Origin of the sequence: Synechococcus sp. A10-1-5-9 (assembly GCF_047716785.1) — a bacterium.
Lineage (GTDB): Bacteria > Cyanobacteriota > Cyanobacteriia > PCC-6307 > Cyanobiaceae > Synechococcus_C.
The window spans coordinates 1,843,641-1,859,923 of record NZ_CP180406.1 but is presented as its reverse complement, the minus strand read 5'-3'; the positions used below and the strand labels follow the sequence as shown (position 1 = coordinate 1,859,923).

The following is a 16,283-nucleotide window of genomic DNA, read 5'->3' as shown; positions in this document are numbered from 1 at the left end:
GTATCGGGTATAAACTTTCGAGTATTAACCGGATTAGGCCATGGCTTCCAGCGTCATCACTGCGCCATCACCACCCAGTCGACCAGCAGCTTCGCACCGGGCCCAGGCACTTGCAACCCTGCTGCGCCGGCCCCGCAACGGCGAGACCCCCGGAGCACCGGCAGAAGGTCTTCACTGGGTGACGATCGGTTTCATGATCGTGATCCACAGCTTGGCCCTGTTGGCCCTGCTGCCGATGTTCTGGAGCTGGCAAGCCGCCGCCTGCCTGCTGGTGCTCTACTGGGTCACCGCCTGCCTGGGCGTGACCATCGGCTACCACCGCCTGCTGTCACACCGATCGTTCCAACTCCCTCGCTGGCTCGAGCGCTTCTTCGCCACCTGCGGCGCCCTCAGCTGCCAGCACGGTCCGATTGATTGGGTGGGATTGCACCGCCATCACCACAAGTTTTCCGATACGGATGCGGATCACCACAACAGCCATCGCGGCTTCTGGTGGAGCCATATGGGATGGATGCTCGAGCCCGTCACAGCCATGCAGGCCGTGCCCCGCATGACCGGCGACCTGGCACAGGATCCTTACTACCGCTGGCTGAACAACAATTTCCTGCTGCTGCAGTTACCCTTGGCCGGCCTGCTGTTCTGGATTGGCACGGCCACCGGAGCCGGCGGCTGGGCCTTGGTGCTGTGGGGCATCCCCCTGCGCCTGGCGCTGGTGTATCACGTCACCTGGCTTGTGAATTCCGCCACCCACTGCTGGGGGACCGTGGCTTACGACAGCGGCGACGCCTCCCGTAACAACAAGTGGGTCGCAGCCCTCACCTTCGGCGAAGGCTGGCACAACAATCACCATGCGTATCCGCACTCGGCCCGCCACGGACTGCAGCAGGGACAGATCGACCTCACCTGGGAGCACATCCGCCTGATGCGGGCCCTGGGACTGGCCACAAAAGTACGCCTACCCGTGGCATCGTAAAATTCTCGATCGCTCATTAGACGTCGTCCGGAATCATCACCATGGCCAAGCGCGTACAAGTCGTTCTGAATGAGGACGTTCTCAGCCTCGGTCGGGATGGCGACATGGTGGAAGTTGCTCCTGGTTATGCCCGCAACTTCCTTCTCCCTTATGGCAAAGCCGTCCCAGTCACCCCAGCGGTGATGAAGCAGGTGGAGCATCGTCGGGCCAAGGAGGCTGAGCGCCAGGCCGCACTCAAGCAAGAGGCGCTGGCGTTCCGCACCGCCCTCGACACCATCGGTCGCTTCACCGTGAAGAAGCAGACAGGCGATGACAACGTGCTATTTGGCACCGTCACCAACGGCGACGTAGCCGAAGTGGTCGAGGAAGCCACCAAGAAAGAAGTGGATCGACGCGACATCACCGTTCCCGACATCCACCGCACCGGCAACTACAAGGTCAGTGTCAAGCTGCACAGTGAAGTCACCGCTGAGATCAACCTGGAAGTGGTCAGCTACTGACCCAGGTCACGGCTGAATGCGTGAGGCCGTCACAGCCCACTCTGTTGCGTGTTCCCAAGTACGCCAGAGTGGGCATCGGCGTTGAAAGGTCAGGCCCATGGTGAGCGTTCCCCTGACGGATGCCGGCGGCGAGTCCGCCGATGGGGATCGCCACGGCTATAGCAAGGGACGTCGGCGGGACGAACCCAACTTCGAAGCCCTGCCGGATTCCGTGCCGCCCCAGAACGTTGAGGCAGAGGAAGCTGTACTAGGCGGCATCCTGCTGGACCCCGATGCCATTGGCAGGGTGGCCGATGTGTTGCAGCCCGAGGCGTTTTATCTCGGTGCGCATCGGGAGATCTTTCGCACCGCCGTGATGCTCCACAGCCAGGGCAAACCCACAGACCTCACAGCCATGACCGCCTGGCTGGCTGATACAGGTGCCTTGGAGAAGGTTGGAGGGAGCAGCAGGCTCGTGGAGCTGGTGGAACGGGTGGCCTCCACGGCCTCGATCGAGCAGGTGGCCCGCCTGGTGATGGACAAGTTCCTCCGCCGGCAGCTGATCCGCTCCGGCAACGAGGTGATCCAGCTGGGCTTCGATCAGAGCCTGCCGATGGAGCAGGTGCTCGACAAAGCCGAGCAGACGATCTTCGCGATCAGTCAGGAGAAACCCTCCAAGGGCCTCACACCCACCGCTGAAATCCTGACCAGCACATTCAACGAGATCGAAAGCCGTTCCCTCGGCACCTCGGTGGCGGGTATCCCGGTGAATTTCTACGACCTAGATGCCATGACCCAGGGCCTGCAACGGAGCGACCTGATCATCGTGGCCGGACGCCCAGCCATGGGCAAAACCTCGATCGTGCTCAACCTGGCCAAAAACGTGGCCCAGCTGCACGATCTTCCGGTGTGCGTGTTCTCCCTGGAGATGAGCAAGGAGCAGCTCACTTACAGGCTGCTGTCAATGGAGGTGGGCATCGAGGCAGGGCGACTACGCACGGGCAGGCTGCAGCAGGAGGAGTGGCCCCTGCTCGGCCAAGGCATCAACACCCTGGGGCAACTACCGATTTACATCGATGACAAACCGAACTCTGGCGTGCTGGAGATGCGTTCCCTCTGCAGGCGCCTGATGGCTGAACAGGGCAAGGAACTGGGTCTGGTGGTGATCGACTACCTGCAGCTCATGGAGGGATCCAGTCCCGACAACCGTGTCCAGGAAATTTCACGGATCACCCGAGCCCTCAAAGGCATGGCCCGGGAACTGAACGTGCCGGTGATTGCCCTCTCCCAGCTCAGCCGTGGTGTGGAATCGCGCACCAACAAACGGCCGATGCTGAGCGATCTGCGCGAATCGGGCTCGATCGAGCAGGACGCCGACCTGGTGCTGATGATCTACCGCGACGAGTACTACAACCCAGAGACCCCCGACCGCGGCATCACCGAAGTGATCGTGACCAAGCACCGCAACGGACCGGTGGGAACAGTGAAGCTTCTGTTTGAGCCCCAGTTCACCCGCTTCCGCAACCTGGCGGCCTGAGATGATCTCATCATGTGGATCGGTCGAATTCTGCTGATTGGTGTTGGCTCGTCCTACATCGCCCGTTGGTTTCTAAGCCCGCAAGGCCATCGGAATTACGTTGCAGGTTGGCTCAAGGCTTTGCGCAGAACCACCAAATATTTGCCACCTTGGCGACATAAGGTTCGGCGTTTTTGCAAACGCACCTTTGTCGCAACACTCAGCCGATCCAATCGAAAAGGCCGATCGAACAACAACTCACTGCGGAAATAACACTTGCCACTGGGTACGAATCGTCCAATCACCAAGAAGTTTCTCACCAGCAACAGATGGCTTCACAACGTTGTAGTAACCCTCCAACGAAATCTGCATCGGCTGACTGGCCAGCCTGAAGGAATAACCAAGTCCACCACCCACCGGAACGGTCCAACCATCACCATCTGGACGCGTCCAATCGGACGCAATGATCGGAGAAGACGTGAAGTACCAATTCTTGCTGAATTGATAGCGGATTAAGGGCTGGGCAATGAAACGATTGACATCAGCGCGCTGAGGATCACCGGCAACAGACCAGATGTTGCGCATCCTGGCGCCGACGATCCAAGGCCCCCGGTGGTAGTAGCCAAGGAGCGCGGGTCCCACTGACAGCTTGCCGCTGTTCGTGGGAACGTCTGCAGCTGGAATCACGAACGAGGGCCCAAGACCGATGGTCCAATCAGGGCCAAGATTTGGCACAACAAAAGCAGTTGGACTGACATCTGACAGGCCTGTACGGTTGCGTTGGTTAAAGCCCAAGACTGTTGGCACGCCAAAGGGCGACAAGCCAACCTCCGGGGACGCCGAAGGCGAGGAAACGAACCGAAATATCGTCCGCGTCAGAACCGTCCAGTCTTCATTCAGTTGAAACGGAACAACAGGCTGGAGCTTGAGAACATTGAGGGTGCGATCAGGATCCGCTTCCGGATCCACAGATCTTGGAGCCCATTTGACATTGGGCGTGACATTCCACTCCAACCACAAGCGACTGTAAGATGTTATGGGATTAACTCTTGGCCTGGCAAATACCTCGAAAGAATCAAACAGAAGAGCCGCAAAAAAAGCAAAAATAATTTTATTCACCACAACACTATACATAAGGGTATTATTACAATCTAAAAAATCTGCTCAGCCTTGCGGCGATGATTTAAAGTTTGCCGTGGAGTTTCCATGAATTCACTTTTATAATATTTAGCAAAATGAGAGCGACCCACAAAGCCAAAATACTCAGCCGTATCAACAACACCATTTAAATTCTTTTCAACACTGAATTCAAGATCAAGCAGCGCATGACGCACTTGATGCAATCGCACTGAGCGAACCACTTGAACAGGAGACATACCAAACTTCTCTTTGCAACCACTGAAGATCGATGTCCTCGATTGATGCAGCAAATTGGACAAATCCTGTACCTCAAAAGGCCTTTTTGGATCAGCGAATGCAATCGACAAAACACGTAGTGCAGCATTATGCCGATCTTTACGAGAAACGGGCTTAGCAACTTTTCGCTCATTTGCATCCATCAAACACTGAATTAAAGCAACAACAATTTCACTCTCAAGAACGTCGTCGTTCACGAGGCACGGCATAGCCCAGCATTGATTCAAAGCAGTCATCAAATCGCGAGACACAGAAGAATTGGCCAGGACATTAAATCTCTCAAGAGTGTCAAGCACTTGCAAACAATCAAAACGTTGCAACTGGCTGAAAAAAAAGTTGTCCGACACTGCAATTGCGCACATATCACTGCATACAGGCAGAACAAGATCCATATCCTTGAGATTATTATTAAATCCAAACAATGCAGAGCGTGTCAAAGAAACACCTTGAGCTCGGATACAATCAGAGGCGGAAGACGGCGAAAGATCGAGGGAAAATATTTTTTTGCCCGCATTACGATCAGCATGAATAGCGATAGACCTATTGAGATTTATTCGAAATAATCTTAAATTGGCAAGAGGAAGCACATCAACAAATCCTTGAATAATCCCCGGCTCAAGGGAAAGAACAGAGGTATTACGAAGCTGACGATTAAAAATAGCCGACAAATCAGCCGTACTTTTTAGTGGCAGCCGCAGAACGGGCATTAAGAGAATGCCTTTTTTAAAAATCTACAATACTTTGATCCAGCTCATGAGCCCATATGTTCAAGACTAAAGCCCTGAATGTTCAGTATGAACAAAATCGCTGATTTCTTGTCTCGGTTGTTAAACCCGCAATGGCAAACCTATCACCTAGACGAGACAGCTTCTATTCCGCCAAAATTACTTTTTTTACTTGGCCAAGAAACTCAGAAAGATCTTGATCACTCAACAGACCCTCCTCATAAAGTAATTTAGCTAATTCAAGTTTTTTATTTAAGACTGAAAGCGCGTAGGCTTTATCGCAATTTCTCTTATTCTTAGTGGATAACGGAATTGATAGTACTGCGCCCAGAGCGAACCCACCGCCATTGCCATTCAAGATCTGAATAGCAGAAGAAGACTGATTGATCTTGTCTTTTCGTTGCGAAATACCACTATAAAAGTTCAATGTGGTTGGCGTTCCATCTTCACTTGAACAGCGTGTTCCATCAGGGAGATCGACCGTAAAACTTGATCCAACAGCATTGGGGAAGGCTAAACCTGTAAGATCTCTGAGTGGGAGGCTCTCTAATCTGTTCAGCGCAGGAAAGTTGGTTTGCGCAGTTGCAGAATACGCTGATAGCAAGATCGTGTTAAAAGAGTTAATTGCGCTCCAGAGGAGGGTTTTGCGCCTTTTTCGGTGGGGGTTTCGGTAATACAAATCCATAATGGACCTGGAGTAAGAGATGCAGTGGGGATACTGAGAAGAACACGACGCGCTTTGTTATCTCTCAAAAATAATTTAGGAGGGGTAACACGAACATTTTTAATTTGCTCTCCAGGAACATTGCCATCAGCATTGAGAAATGCTTCAACTCGATATTGTCCCGGTTCTGAACCGGCCAAAAACGCTTGTGTGCGCACAACGACACGAGAACCAAGACCAGGTGAAATAACCTTGTTGTTTGGATTGAGGCCTAAAGCGGCAGCGAGGAGAATTAGAGAAAACATAAATAATCAGCAAGACAACTCCATATCTCTCAGTGGATCACCTCGAATCAGTTCATAAGCATGCGATATTTTCATGGTGCCAAGCATGTAAGAAGAACATCAAACTGATACTCTTCAAACGGAAAACTGTTGCTTAAAAGGGCTGAAACAGTCAGATTAATATCATAAGAACTATCAGTGGCAAACCCGAACTGTGAAAATTTTGAAGCCGATATTGTTGTCGATATCGGAGCATTACTAACTGAACCGGTTGTCTTTGACTGAATTTGCCTGTTCTGCTGGATTGACCGAATAAAGACACCTCTGAACCCAATATTTCGAGGGGCCAACACAGTATTTAAAGTTACACTTAATCGAGGTAGCTGGTTCGATGTAATTGATAGCGCTTCACTTGTACCTAACAACAACCCGCTTGAACCATTATCATTTTTTGTATAAGCCATTTCTACAACATCACTTCCTCCTGAAAATGAGCACGCAAAGGGAACTGTTGCAGTAAAGGATGTGACATCTTCGATGGCCGCATTAACCCTCGAGCAAGTTAAATCAAATGCATACGCCATCGCCAGCAACACAAGACCAATCAACTTTTGCTTGTCCCTGAAGAAGCAGAAATCTACTCTTTCGTCAGGATTCAAAACATCCGTTTGCCGCTTTAATTTCATCACTCTCAGATTAATCAAGCGGAGCAGCCAGAGGGTTGAACTTCAACCACAAAGCCAGCTCAAAATAAAACAACACAGTCTGCAAGAGATGAAAAATTGATTCGTGAAAACAACATCTAAAAAGAAATAAAATCCAACTGTTAGTCAATGCTGAAATGTTGAAGGGAGCTTTTAGTTTTCCAAAAACTCCCGAAAAGTCTTAAGGCTTAAACTTTGACTATTATGAGCTTAAAGTCGTCAAAACAACTGTATAGGAGTAATCACCCACTGTGGATGCGCCTTGCACTTCGAGACCAATTTGAACATTGGTGGCAACACCGGGCGAATTACCGAGAGATGTTTCCGCAGAAGCGGAAACACCACTGGTCACGAGTGCATCACCACTGCCCCCAACAAACAAACTTGCGGTGTTATTGGTTTCAGTAGGATTTGAAAGATCAGCATTTACCGCGCCAAGAGTGACACTCGTTGCAAAATTACAAGAAATAGTCAGATTCTGAGTCTGCCCAGTAAATGTCCCATTGTTTTCGGCACTGTAGCTCATTTCAATTGTTTGGCTCGTACCAGAGGTATAGGTGCAAGTTCCAGGAACTTGACCTGTGAAAGTTGTGGTGTCAGTGATCTGAGCCAATGCAGAAGCTGGCATTAAGCCAAAACCAACGGCCTGCAATGCAGCAAGTGAAATGCGCTTGAAATTCATCATGAATTTAGAACTTGACCAATCTTGACCAACTGAGAGCTTGATGAGAGCGCCTGTTGCTCAATCAAGCATTGATTGAACAATCAAGTCGAACAAGTTTCAGTTTCGATGCAATATTTTTGGCCTTTCACCTTGAACAAATGGGCTCATTTAAAATTTAGGCTCATTAGCCTGAACAAATGGGCACATCAAGAAGCCCCATCCTGTGGCACTTGGCTTTGTTGATTGCCGCGATGGTCGTTGGCCAAGCAGGATCAGCACGGATCCGCGCAACCAGCGTCCGATTTGTTGGACGTGTACCAGCCACCTGCCACCAGCAACAACAGCATCAAGGCTCTGATCGCACGGCTGATGCGCCCACCTCACTGCAACACTTCAGCTGGAACAGCAGGAATGCCGACCGACAGATCACCTGCCTTGTGTATTGAGGGCCAAGCGTTTCCAAACCAACTGGCCCACTTGATCCAACAGCAATGAGCTGATCAGGATGGGCTTTGACCAAAATCTGCCGATGGAGCAAGTGCTTCCTCAGAGACGAGCGAATCTGTTCGCCATCAGCCAGGCAACACTCTTCAGAGTGCTTACACCCACGACCGAAATCTGACCACTGCTCCAGTCGCATTGAGCAGCGACCCACTCAACCCTTGCCTCAGGGACAGCGATTGATAATGGGGACATGAGCTTCTCCGCCGCCCCCACCGAATCCTTCGACGTGATCGTGGTTGGCGGTGGCCATGCCGGCTGTGAAGCCGCCATCACCTCAGCTCGGCTTGGTCTGAATACCGCACTGTTCACGCTCAACCTTGATCGGATCGCCTGGCAGCCCTGCAACCCCGCCGTTGGCGGCCCAGCCAAAAGCCAACTGGTTCACGAGGTGGATGCCCTGGGCGGAGTGATCGGCCGACTCGCCGATGCCACGGCGATTCAGAAACGCATCCTCAATGCCAGCCGCGGCCCCGCCGTCTGGGCCCTGCGAGCGCAGACCGACAAGCGCCAGTACTCCCGCCAGATGCTGCAGCTGCTGCAGCACACCCCCAACCTGGCCCTGCGCGAAGCCATGGTGACAGGGCTGGAGATCGAAGGCGATCCCAACGGCGGCGGTGAGAGCTGGGATCCCAGCCAAGGACCAGCCGCCCGCATCACCGGTGTACACACCTATTTCGGCAGCCTTTACGGGGCCAAAGCCGTGGTGCTCACCGCCGGCACCTTCCTCGGGGGCCGCATCTGGGTGGGGCATCAATCCATGGCCGCAGGACGGGCCGGTGAACAGGCCGCTGAAGGCCTCACCGAAGCACTCCAGCAACTGGGCTTCCACACCGATCGGCTCAAAACCGGCACACCGGCGCGGGTGGATCGGCGCAGCATTGCCCTCGATCAACTCGAAGAGCAACCCAGCGACGCTGCTGATCGCTTCTTTTCCTTTGATCCGGCCGCCTGGGTCAGTGGGGAGCAGATGAGCTGCCACATCACTCGCACCACAACCGCCACCCATCAACTGATCAAAGACAACCTCCACCTCACTGCGATCTACGGCGGCGTGATCGACAGCAAAGGGCCCCGCTACTGCCCCTCGATCGAAGACAAGATCGTTCGCTTCGCGGACAAAGACAGCCACCAGATCTTTCTGGAACCAGAAGGACGCGACACCCCAGAGATTTACGTGCAGGGGTTCTCCACGGGGCTGCCAGAACCGATTCAGCTGCAGCTGCTGCGCAGCCTGCCGGGATTGGAACAAGCCGTGATGCTGCGCCCGGCCTATTCCGTGGATTACGACTACCTGCCCGCGACCCAGCTCTTTCCATCATTGGAAACCAAACGGGTGGAGGGGCTGTTCAGCGCCGGACAGCTCAACGGCACCACGGGCTATGAGGAAGCCGCGGCCCAGGGGCTGGTGGCCGGCCTCAATGCCGCGCGACGCATCCGCGGACAGAGCGCCGTGCACTTTCCCAGGGAAGGCAGCTATATCGGCACGATGATCGACGATCTAGTGAGCAAGGATCTGCGCGAGCCCTACAGGGTGCTTACCAGCCGCAGCGAATACCGCCTGGTGTTGCGGGGTGACAACGCCGACCGCCGGCTGACGCCCCTGGGCCGTGAGCTCGGCCTGATCGATGACCGGCGCTGGCAGATGTTTGAACAGAAGCTCACCGCCCTGGAAAGCGAAAAGCAGCGGCTGGAAACTCAACGACTGAAAGTGAGCGATCCAGTGGCCCCAGCAGTGGAAGCGCAAACTGGCGCTTCGATCAAGGGCTCCATCACTCTGGCCGACCTACTGCGTCGACCCGGAATGCATGCGGACGATCTGGTGCACCACGGCCTTGCCGATGCCGACCTCCCCCTGCCGGTTCGAGAAGGCGCGGAAATCGACATCAAATACAGCGGTTATTTGCAGCGCCAACAGCAGCAGATCGATCAGGTGAAACGCCAGAGCCGGCGCAAGCTTCCCGCAAGCATCGACTACGCCAAGATCAGCACCTTGTCGCGGGAAGCGCGTGAAAAACTCACGGCCGTTCGCCCGATCACCCTGGGGCAAGCCAGCCAGATCCCTGGCGTGAGCCAGGCCGACCTCACCGCTCTGTTGATGTGGCTGGAGCTTCAACAGCGGCGTAATCCGTCGAACGCTCCAGACCTCGCCCCCACCGGCCAGGCTCGATAGCGTTACGGGAGCTAAAGACCTGCGGTGTCGCCACGCCTTTCCACATCCCGGGCCTACTGGAACCTGCGTGCTGAGCAGGTGATGGATCGGGTGTTCAGCGGCGGGGAACGCACGCTCGACGCTGTTCAGGTGCAGATGAGTGAAGTGAATGCGCCACCGTCAGCTGGCGCCACGCCGATAACGCCCAAGTCCAAGGACACACAGCCAAGTTCGCGCGTCCCAATCAGCCTGCTGGTGCTGACCCTGATGGGAGTGCTGGGCACCCTCACCCTGGGTCTCCAGTGGTGGAACGCCCAACAGGCACTGCAAAAGGAACGCAACCTGGCGCTGATTGAAAAGCTGCGCCAGCGCGCGCTGGAAACCAAGCCCGCAGATCCAACCACCGCGGTTCAGGAAGCCCAGGAGCCGATTCAAGCCCCGTCAACCATTCAGCAACTGGAGCCGGTGACCATTCCTATTCGATCCCAATCCCCACCTGAGGCAGCAGCACTGGTGCCAGCCACACCGGAGCCCCTCCTCGTGGGTGTGGTCCACAGCGGCGGGGGCCAGGGATCCGCCATTTTTCAACTCGGTGACCAGTCTCTATCGGCAGCACCAGGAGAGAGCATCGGTAACAGTGGCTGGTCCCTGCGCAGCGTGACGGCCAACGGTGCGGTGATCGAACGTGGCGGTTCCCTCCGATCACTCTCAGTGGGAGGCGCATTCTGAGCCCCTCCGAAACCCTGACCCCCTCGCCAGCTGTGCTCTGGGAAGCACCCACGTCGGCTGTTTTGGCGGGAGAAGAACCCGGCTGGCTTCCTGGCCCCTGGCGATTGATGCTGCTCGGTGATGGCAGTCCAACGAGGCACCTGCGCTTGCTGACAAGCCATCCAGTCGCCGTGCGCGTCATTGCCATGGAGGCTGATCAAGCACTGAACGGCGCGCCACAAGAAGTGCGTGAACTCAGCCATCCCCTGCTGCGACGCCAGGTTTGGCTGGAGTGCGGGGGCGCCACCCTTGCCTGGGCGGAAAGCTGGTGGAACCAGACGGAAGCGGAGCAGCATCTTCAGGACCGCAACCTGCCGATCTGGCTCAGCCTCACCCAGGGACGCTCGGAACTATTCCGAGAAGTGGATGGCCTGGCTCTAGTGACAGCTCCCTGGCTGGAACAGGGCTTTGGTGAACAAGGACCGTTCTGGAGCCGCCATTACCGCTTCTTCCGACAGGGGCGGGAACTGACCGTGATCCGCGAAGTGTTCAACCCAGCCCTCGAACGCTGGCTTGGGGAAGCTCCACGTCGACCGCTTCAAACAACGTCATGAAGAAACCAAGCGTTTAGTGCGGATTTGAACTTGACAACTTGCCGCATGTCATGCACGGGCAATCATGCACCTATCGGTATCGATTCCATGGCCACTTCCACCTGGTTGAACCTCAACGATCTCGGCCGCAGGTTCGGAATCTCAGCAAGTCACTGCGGACGCATGCTCGAGCAGGAAGGATGGCGAGACCGCCATGGATGTCCAACCCCTGCAGCACTCGAGATTGGTGCCGCCGAGCAACGTGCTCCTCACAGCAAAGGCCGCTCAGCCCTCTGGAATGCCGATCTCTGTGCGGCAGTTCTGGAGCGTCACGGACATCACCCGGTCAGCCGTGCGCAGCACGTGAACCAATGGACGGATCTTCTTGAAGCCATGGCTGATGGATCACCGTCAATCACCACCAGCGCCGATCAGATGGCAGAGGAGCTGCCGCCTGACCTCGTTGACGCGGTGAACCAGCAGCTGAACCGGCGCGGTTGCCCATATCGGGTGCATCGGCAAGTCACGCAAGCCTGAGAGCCTCAGCCTGCTTGCGAGCTGTTTCCAGCTGCTCCTTGAGGGCCTCTTCATCGGTGTGACTGAGGTTGGTGTGAATCAACCGGGCATGGGGTGCATGGCGGCGCAGGCGCTCGATCACCCGATCCGGCGTGGAATCTCGCACCAATAGAGCCAGAGCTGCACTGCCCTGGGGCAACGTCTCCGCCAGTTCCTCCAGAAACTTGTCGTTGATTCCGATGTCGTTGAGAGCACCGGAAGCGGCACCGGCGCCAGCCCCAACGGCCGCACCCAACAGGGGATTGGCGAAGATCAGACCAATGAGCAGACCCCAGAAGGTGCCGCCCATGGCACCGGCAGCGGTCATGTTGATGGCTTGGCGCAAATGCACATGACCATCGTCACCGTGTTCAAGCACGACCGCATCCTCCAGGGTGATCAGATGCTCCTGCTGGATGGTGACCAGCTCACGCCTAACTTCCTCAGCCTCAGTGACCTTCGGGAAGCCCACAACCACCAGGTTGCTCATGTCGGTTGATTCAGTTGGGCGGAGCCTAGGGGCTATCGGACGTCAGGGTCCGTCGCGCCGACGACTGGAGCGGGGAAGGGAGCGTCGCCCCGAGGCCCGGGAAGCTGGAGCGGAGGGTGGAGATGGGGGTAAAGGTGCACCGTCCGAGCGACTCCAGCGTTCCACACGAAAGTCATCATCGTCGGGCCAATCCTCCTGAGCGGGCTCTTCAAACGGCGGAGGACTCATCTCGGCAGGAGACTTCAACAGCGGTTGCCGCCGCGACATCGCATCCAATGGTCGCTTCCCTGAGGGACGAGGCCTCGCCACAGCTGATGGCTCAGGGGCAGGTGGCCGCTCACTCCAGTCGTCCTCTTCATCCAGAAGCCAATCCATCCGATCACCCACCCAGCGGCCCACGGCATCGAAGCGCGATCCGGACTGCGGCCGCCCAAAACCACGTCGACCCGGACGGGCACCGGAGACTCCATCCACCAGTTGCCGACCCGTTTCAATCCATTGATCAAACTTCGAATCCAATGGCTCAGCACCACGCTGGCGGCGTTGTCGACGTGCATCCATCTTTAAACGTTACCGACGCCGGTGCTCCAACCAACGTTCCCGTTGCAAGCCGATCAAAGCGATGGACACACCGCCCATTTCCAAAACCCAGAGAAACAGATCCATGAACGTCAGCTCTCCTCTTGGGCCGGCACGTAGCCAAGCAGACAACTGGGATGCCAACGACCACCATGATGCTGATTGCAGCATTGGCGGCAAGCGGCCTGTTTCACGCGCCGCCGGTAGGGCGTCCGCCGTCCGCAGCGCGGGCAAACAGCAATCCAGCGCGGTGGTTGCTGCGGAACCGGAAAACGATGTCGAACGCTTACCTCAAAGCGATCTTGATCCGCATTGATGGCCTGCATGCGCGCCAAAAAGTTGGGGCCATGGCTTTCGTTGCTCTTCAGCACGAGATCCACCCAGGCATGAATCATCTCGTGGCAAAGGGTGCTCTCCGTGGCTTCGCGCGGCAGCTGCCCCAACAGGGGCCTCGACAACACGATCTCCCTGCCGAGGGGGGGTGCCACGGAAACACCACGCCGATAAAGACCGGCGGTGCGGCGAAGCCGGCCATCGCTCCAGCGAACGGCAACCAGGGGCTGATGCCCCTGGGTGAGCGAGCCCTCGAAGTGTTCACGGTTCAGCCGATGAAACAACGGCAACAACGGCTCGAGCGGCATGGTCGGCAGTCGCCGGACGCGGGAGGTCGGCCCAGTCTGCCTCCATCCAGCGGATCGTCAGTCAGACTCACGGTCCAAATGGCATGGGCTGATGGATCTGGGTCTGGTGCGGGAAATCGGAAGCAAGGCACTGCTCGCCGGTGGTGGCGCCCTGCTCCTCTACTGGACGATCACCGCCGTGAAGCTGGTGCTCAGCGCCCGCGGCATCAATCCCCTGATCAAGCAGTTTTTCACCCAGGTGGCCGCTGGACGGGTGGATGCGGCCTACCTCCTCACCACTAAGACCTACCGCCAGCATGTGAACCGCCAGCAGTTCATCCGCTATCTGGCCGGACTGAAACTCAATCGCTTCCGCAACCTCAAATCAGGCCGTCCCCGGCTTCAGGAAGGCAACATGATTCTCACGGTGAAACTGATCGCCGAAGACAAAGAGGAGATGCCGCTCGATTTCACCTTCACCAAGGTGGACGACAACTGGAAGATCGACCGCATCGCCACCGTCAACGCCAACGTCAAGAGCTGACTGCCCCTCCGTGTCCACTTCAATCCCGCAGGGTTTGCAGGAGCGCGCCGCCGAACTGAGGCAGCTGCTCAACAGAGCCGCGCACGCTTATTACGTGCTTGATGCTCCCGACCTCGAGGATGCTGTTTACGACAGGCTTTACCGAGAACTGCTTGACCTCGAAGCAGCGCATCCAGAGCTGGTTGAGGCCGACAGCCCCACCCAACGGGTGGGTGGCTCTCCAGCCGAAGGCTTTCGCAGTGTCACCCACCGCGTCCCTCTGTTCAGCCTCGACAATGCCTTCAGTGCTGACGAGCTGCGGGGCTGGTACACCCGGCTGATCAAGGTGCTCGACCGCGAGCCCCCATCGGATTCTCCCCTGCCGGCTCTGGCGATGGTGGGAGAACTGAAGATCGACGGCAATGCTCTAGCACTGAGCTATGAGAACGGCGTTTTGGTGCGCGCCGCGACCCGTGGTGATGGCGATCAAGGAGAAGAGATCACAGCCAATGTGCGCACGATCGCCTCCATTCCCCTGCGCCTGCATCTCGATCATCCACCCGCCTGGGTGGATGTACGCGGGGAAGCTCTGATCCCCGACAGCACCTTTGCCGCCATTAACGGGGAGCGGGCTGCTCGCGACGAGCCCCTTTTCGCCAATCCCCGCAATGCCTGCGCCGGCACCCTGCGTCAGCTGGACCCGAAGGTGGTGGCCGCAAGACGCCTCGACTTCTTCGCTTACACCCTTCACCTCCCCGAGGAGTGGTCGGGACAACGCCCCGCCAGCCAGTGGGAGAGCCTGCGCTGGTTGGAGGATGCAGGTTTCCGCGTGAACCCCAACGCCGCCCTGCTCCCAAACCTGGAGGCCGTTGAGCAGTTTTTCAGCGACTGGGACAGCCGCCGCCACGATCTCAACTACGCCACCGACGGTGTTGTGGTGAAACTCAACGACCTGCGCCTGCAGGACGCCGCTGGCTTCACCCAGAAAGCGCCTCGCTGGGCCATCGCTCTCAAGTACCCGGCAGAAGAGGCTCCCAGCCGCCTGCTCAAACTCACCTGCCAGGTGGGTCGCACTGGCGTGGTCACACCCGTTGCCGAATTCGAGCCGGTTTCCTTGGCGGGCACCAGCGTCAGTCGCGCCACCCTGCACAATGCCGATCGACTGCAGGAGCTTGACCTGCATAGCGGCGACACCATCATCGTGCGCAAGGCAGGGGAGATCATCCCTGAAGTGCTGCGAGTACTCCCCGAACTGCGTTTGGAGGGTGCCCTGCCCCTGGAACTGCCGCGTCACTGCCCGTCCTGCGGCTCGGATCTCGTGCGCGAAAGCGGTGAAGCTGCCACACGCTGTGTGAACAGCAGTTGTCCCGCCATCCTGAGCGGCGCCCTGCGCCACTGGGTGAGCAAGGGTGCGCTGGATGTGGACGGCCTCGGCAGCAAGCTGATTGAACAGCTTGTGGAGCGGGGCCTTGTGCGCTCGATCGCCGACCTTTACCGCCTTGACACCGCCCTACTCACAAGCCTGGAGCGCATGGGTGAGAAAAGTGCCAGCAATCTGGTGGCTGCTCTCGAGCAATCCCGCTCTCAGCCCTGGTCACGCCAGCTCTACGGCCTGGGGATCCATCACGTTGGTGAGGTGAATGCCAAGGCCCTGGCCTCCGCTTTTCCTGATGCGGACAGCCTCGCTGACGCAGCCGTTCTCCAGCCGGAGGCGATCACCGATTTGCACGGCATCGGCCCGGAGATCGCCCAGAGTCTGCAGCAGTGGTTCAGCACATCGGCAAACCAGGATCTGCTTCAGCAACTGCGCGATGTCGGTCTCACGCTGGCCGCCTCGGACCAGGAACGCCAAGCACTGGCGGATCGCAGCAACGGCAGCGGACAGCTCAGCGGTCAGACCTTTGTGCTCACTGGCACCCTGCCCTCGCTCTCCCGATCCCAGGCGCAGGCCTTGATCGAAGCCGCAGGGGGCAAAGTGAGCGGTTCTGTGAGCAAGAAAACCAGTTTCGTGGTGGCTGGTGACGAAGCGGGCAGCAAACTGGAAAAAGCGAAATCACTCGGTGTCAGCGTGCTCGATGAAGCAGCACTGATGCTCTTGATCCAAGACAGCGCCGACTCCATTCATCCGCTTTGAACT

19 protein-coding genes are annotated in these 16,283 nt (G+C 57.0%); 10 read left to right on the top strand and 9 right to left on the bottom strand.

The genetic code is table 11. The features are described from left to right. Window positions 1-40 precede the first annotated feature (40 nt). The 3 genes from ACLM45_RS10075 to dnaB all read left to right on the top strand — a co-directional run bounded on the left by ACLM45_RS10075 (window position 41) and on the right by dnaB (window position 2,989). A complete protein-coding gene (locus ACLM45_RS10075) occupies window positions 41-973 on the top strand; it encodes an acyl-CoA desaturase (RefSeq protein ID WP_415409122.1) in 933 nt (310 codons plus the stop codon). A gap of 41 nt (window positions 974-1,014) precedes the next feature. Continuing rightward, window positions 1,015-1,473, top strand: a complete 459-nt coding sequence (rplI, locus tag ACLM45_RS10070) for a 50S ribosomal protein L9 (protein WP_415409120.1) — start codon at window positions 1,015-1,017, stop codon at window positions 1,471-1,473. A 97-nt stretch (window positions 1,474-1,570) separates the two neighbouring features. After that, window positions 1,571-2,989 (top strand): replicative DNA helicase, encoded by a 1,419-nt coding sequence (dnaB, locus tag ACLM45_RS10065; protein ID WP_415409119.1) that lies wholly within the window; start codon window positions 1,571-1,573, stop codon window positions 2,987-2,989. A 237-nt stretch (window positions 2,990-3,226) separates the two neighbouring features. On the opposite strand, the gene ACLM45_RS10060 is transcribed toward dnaB, so the two are convergent. The 6 genes from ACLM45_RS10060 to ACLM45_RS10035 all read right to left on the bottom strand — a co-directional run bounded on the left by ACLM45_RS10060 (window position 3,227) and on the right by ACLM45_RS10035 (window position 7,446). Then, the gene (locus ACLM45_RS10060) at window positions 3,227-4,102 is read right to left on the bottom strand and encodes a neuromedin U (protein WP_415409117.1); all 876 of its coding nucleotides are present in this window, start codon (window positions 4,100-4,102) and stop codon (window positions 3,227-3,229) included. Between the two features lie 17 nt (window positions 4,103-4,119). Further along, entirely contained in the window at window positions 4,120-5,091 is a 972-nt protein-coding gene (locus ACLM45_RS10055) for a helix-turn-helix domain-containing protein (RefSeq protein WP_415409115.1), read from the bottom strand. Window positions 5,092-5,254: 163 nt separating this feature from the next. After that, window positions 5,255-5,713, bottom strand: coding sequence for a hypothetical protein (locus tag ACLM45_RS10050; RefSeq protein ID WP_415409114.1), 459 nt, complete (start codon window positions 5,711-5,713; stop codon window positions 5,255-5,257). Continuing rightward, window positions 5,665-6,078 (bottom strand): hypothetical protein, encoded by a 414-nt coding sequence (locus ACLM45_RS10045; RefSeq protein WP_415409112.1) that lies wholly within the window; start codon window positions 6,076-6,078, stop codon window positions 5,665-5,667. The genes ACLM45_RS10050 and ACLM45_RS10045 overlap by 49 nt, the downstream gene beginning before the upstream one ends. A 71-nt stretch (window positions 6,079-6,149) precedes the next feature. Continuing rightward, a complete protein-coding gene (locus ACLM45_RS10040; protein WP_415409111.1) occupies window positions 6,150-6,743 on the bottom strand; it encodes a hypothetical protein in 594 nt (197 codons plus the stop codon). A 220-nt stretch (window positions 6,744-6,963) separates the two neighbouring features. Then, window positions 6,964-7,446 carry a hypothetical protein gene (locus ACLM45_RS10035; protein WP_415409110.1) on the bottom strand — a complete coding sequence of 161 codons (483 nt, stop codon included), beginning with the start codon at window positions 7,444-7,446 and terminating at the stop codon, window positions 6,964-6,966. Window positions 7,447-7,622: 176 nt separating this feature from the next. Between ACLM45_RS10035 and ACLM45_RS10030 the strand changes: the two genes are divergently transcribed. The 5 genes from ACLM45_RS10030 to ACLM45_RS10010 all read left to right on the top strand — a co-directional run bounded on the left by ACLM45_RS10030 (window position 7,623) and on the right by ACLM45_RS10010 (window position 11,916). Next, window positions 7,623-7,871, top strand: a complete 249-nt coding sequence (locus ACLM45_RS10030; protein WP_415409108.1) for a hypothetical protein — start codon at window positions 7,623-7,625, stop codon at window positions 7,869-7,871. A 248-nt stretch (window positions 7,872-8,119) separates the two neighbouring features. Next, window positions 8,120-10,099 carry a tRNA uridine-5-carboxymethylaminomethyl(34) synthesis enzyme MnmG gene (gene mnmG, locus ACLM45_RS10025; protein WP_415409106.1) on the top strand — a complete coding sequence of 660 codons (1,980 nt, stop codon included), beginning with the start codon at window positions 8,120-8,122 and terminating at the stop codon, window positions 10,097-10,099. A gap of 24 nt (window positions 10,100-10,123) precedes the next feature. After that, complete coding sequence (locus ACLM45_RS10020; RefSeq protein WP_415409105.1) at window positions 10,124-10,807, top strand: hypothetical protein; 684 nt, start codon at window positions 10,124-10,126, stop codon at window positions 10,805-10,807. 32 nt (window positions 10,808-10,839) lie between these two features. Beyond that, on the top strand, window positions 10,840-11,400 hold the full coding sequence (locus ACLM45_RS10015; RefSeq protein ID WP_415409103.1) for a chorismate lyase: 561 nt from the start codon (window positions 10,840-10,842) through the stop codon (window positions 11,398-11,400). Window positions 11,401-11,487: 87 nt separating this feature from the next. After that, window positions 11,488-11,916 carry a hypothetical protein gene (locus ACLM45_RS10010; protein ID WP_415409102.1) on the top strand — a complete coding sequence of 143 codons (429 nt, stop codon included), beginning with the start codon at window positions 11,488-11,490 and terminating at the stop codon, window positions 11,914-11,916. On the opposite strand, the gene ACLM45_RS10005 is transcribed toward ACLM45_RS10010, so the two are convergent. The 3 genes from ACLM45_RS10005 to ACLM45_RS09995 all read right to left on the bottom strand — a co-directional run bounded on the left by ACLM45_RS10005 (window position 11,903) and on the right by ACLM45_RS09995 (window position 13,644). Then, window positions 11,903-12,424 (bottom strand): DUF1269 domain-containing protein, encoded by a 522-nt coding sequence (locus tag ACLM45_RS10005; protein ID WP_006042828.1) that lies wholly within the window; start codon window positions 12,422-12,424, stop codon window positions 11,903-11,905. The two genes, ACLM45_RS10010 and ACLM45_RS10005, sit on opposite strands and share 14 nt — an antisense overlap. A 42-nt stretch (window positions 12,425-12,466) precedes the next feature. Then, window positions 12,467-12,985, bottom strand: a complete 519-nt coding sequence (locus ACLM45_RS10000; RefSeq protein WP_415409100.1) for an RNA helicase — start codon at window positions 12,983-12,985, stop codon at window positions 12,467-12,469. 110 nt (window positions 12,986-13,095) lie between these two features. After that, a complete protein-coding gene (locus ACLM45_RS09995; protein ID WP_006042825.1) occupies window positions 13,096-13,644 on the bottom strand; it encodes a SprT family zinc-dependent metalloprotease in 549 nt (182 codons plus the stop codon). Window positions 13,645-13,735: 91 nt separating this feature from the next. Between ACLM45_RS09995 and ACLM45_RS09990 the strand changes: the two genes are divergently transcribed. Both ACLM45_RS09990 and ligA read left to right on the top strand, forming a co-directional pair. Next, window positions 13,736-14,167 (top strand): hypothetical protein, encoded by a 432-nt coding sequence (locus tag ACLM45_RS09990; RefSeq protein ID WP_038005324.1) that lies wholly within the window; start codon window positions 13,736-13,738, stop codon window positions 14,165-14,167. Window positions 14,168-14,201: 34 nt separating this feature from the next. Continuing rightward, window positions 14,202-16,280, top strand: coding sequence for an NAD-dependent DNA ligase LigA (ligA, locus tag ACLM45_RS09985; RefSeq protein WP_415411412.1), 2,079 nt, complete (start codon window positions 14,202-14,204; stop codon window positions 16,278-16,280). Window positions 16,281-16,283 lie beyond the last annotated feature (3 nt).

Bases quoted from the DNA above. Each gene is read 5' to 3' on its own strand.
- ACLM45_RS10035 (WP_415409110.1), bottom strand. From the start codon at position 7,446: ATGATGAATTTCAAGCGCATTTCACTTGCTGCATTGCAGGCCGTTGGT.
- ACLM45_RS10040 (WP_415409111.1), bottom strand. From the start codon at position 6,743: ATGAAATTAAAGCGGCAAACGGATGTTTTGAATCCTGACGAAAGAGTA.
- rplI (WP_415409120.1), top strand. From the start codon at position 1,015: ATGGCCAAGCGCGTACAAGTCGTTCTGAATGAGGACGTTCTCAGCCTC.
- mnmG (WP_415409106.1), top strand. From the start codon at position 8,120: ATGAGCTTCTCCGCCGCCCCCACCGAATCCTTCGACGTGATCGTGGTT.
- ACLM45_RS10000 (WP_415409100.1), bottom strand. From the start codon at position 12,985: ATGGATGCACGTCGACAACGCCGCCAGCGTGGTGCTGAGCCATTGGAT.
- ACLM45_RS09990 (WP_038005324.1), top strand. From the start codon at position 13,736: ATGGATCTGGGTCTGGTGCGGGAAATCGGAAGCAAGGCACTGCTCGCC.
- ACLM45_RS10055 (WP_415409115.1), bottom strand. From the start codon at position 5,091: ATGCCCGTTCTGCGGCTGCCACTAAAAAGTACGGCTGATTTGTCGGCT.
- dnaB (WP_415409119.1), top strand. From the start codon at position 1,571: ATGGTGAGCGTTCCCCTGACGGATGCCGGCGGCGAGTCCGCCGATGGG.
- ACLM45_RS10005 (WP_006042828.1), bottom strand. From the start codon at position 12,424: ATGAGCAACCTGGTGGTTGTGGGCTTCCCGAAGGTCACTGAGGCTGAG.
- ACLM45_RS10045 (WP_415409112.1), bottom strand. From the start codon at position 6,078: ATGTTTTCTCTAATTCTCCTCGCTGCCGCTTTAGGCCTCAATCCAAAC.
- ACLM45_RS10010 (WP_415409102.1), top strand. From the start codon at position 11,488: ATGGCCACTTCCACCTGGTTGAACCTCAACGATCTCGGCCGCAGGTTC.
- ACLM45_RS10060 (WP_415409117.1), bottom strand. From the start codon at position 4,102: ATGTATAGTGTTGTGGTGAATAAAATTATTTTTGCTTTTTTTGCGGCT.
- ACLM45_RS09995 (WP_006042825.1), bottom strand. From the start codon at position 13,644: ATGCCGCTCGAGCCGTTGTTGCCGTTGTTTCATCGGCTGAACCGTGAA.
- ACLM45_RS10075 (WP_415409122.1), top strand. From the start codon at position 41: ATGGCTTCCAGCGTCATCACTGCGCCATCACCACCCAGTCGACCAGCA.
- ACLM45_RS10030 (WP_415409108.1), top strand. From the start codon at position 7,623: ATGGGCACATCAAGAAGCCCCATCCTGTGGCACTTGGCTTTGTTGATT.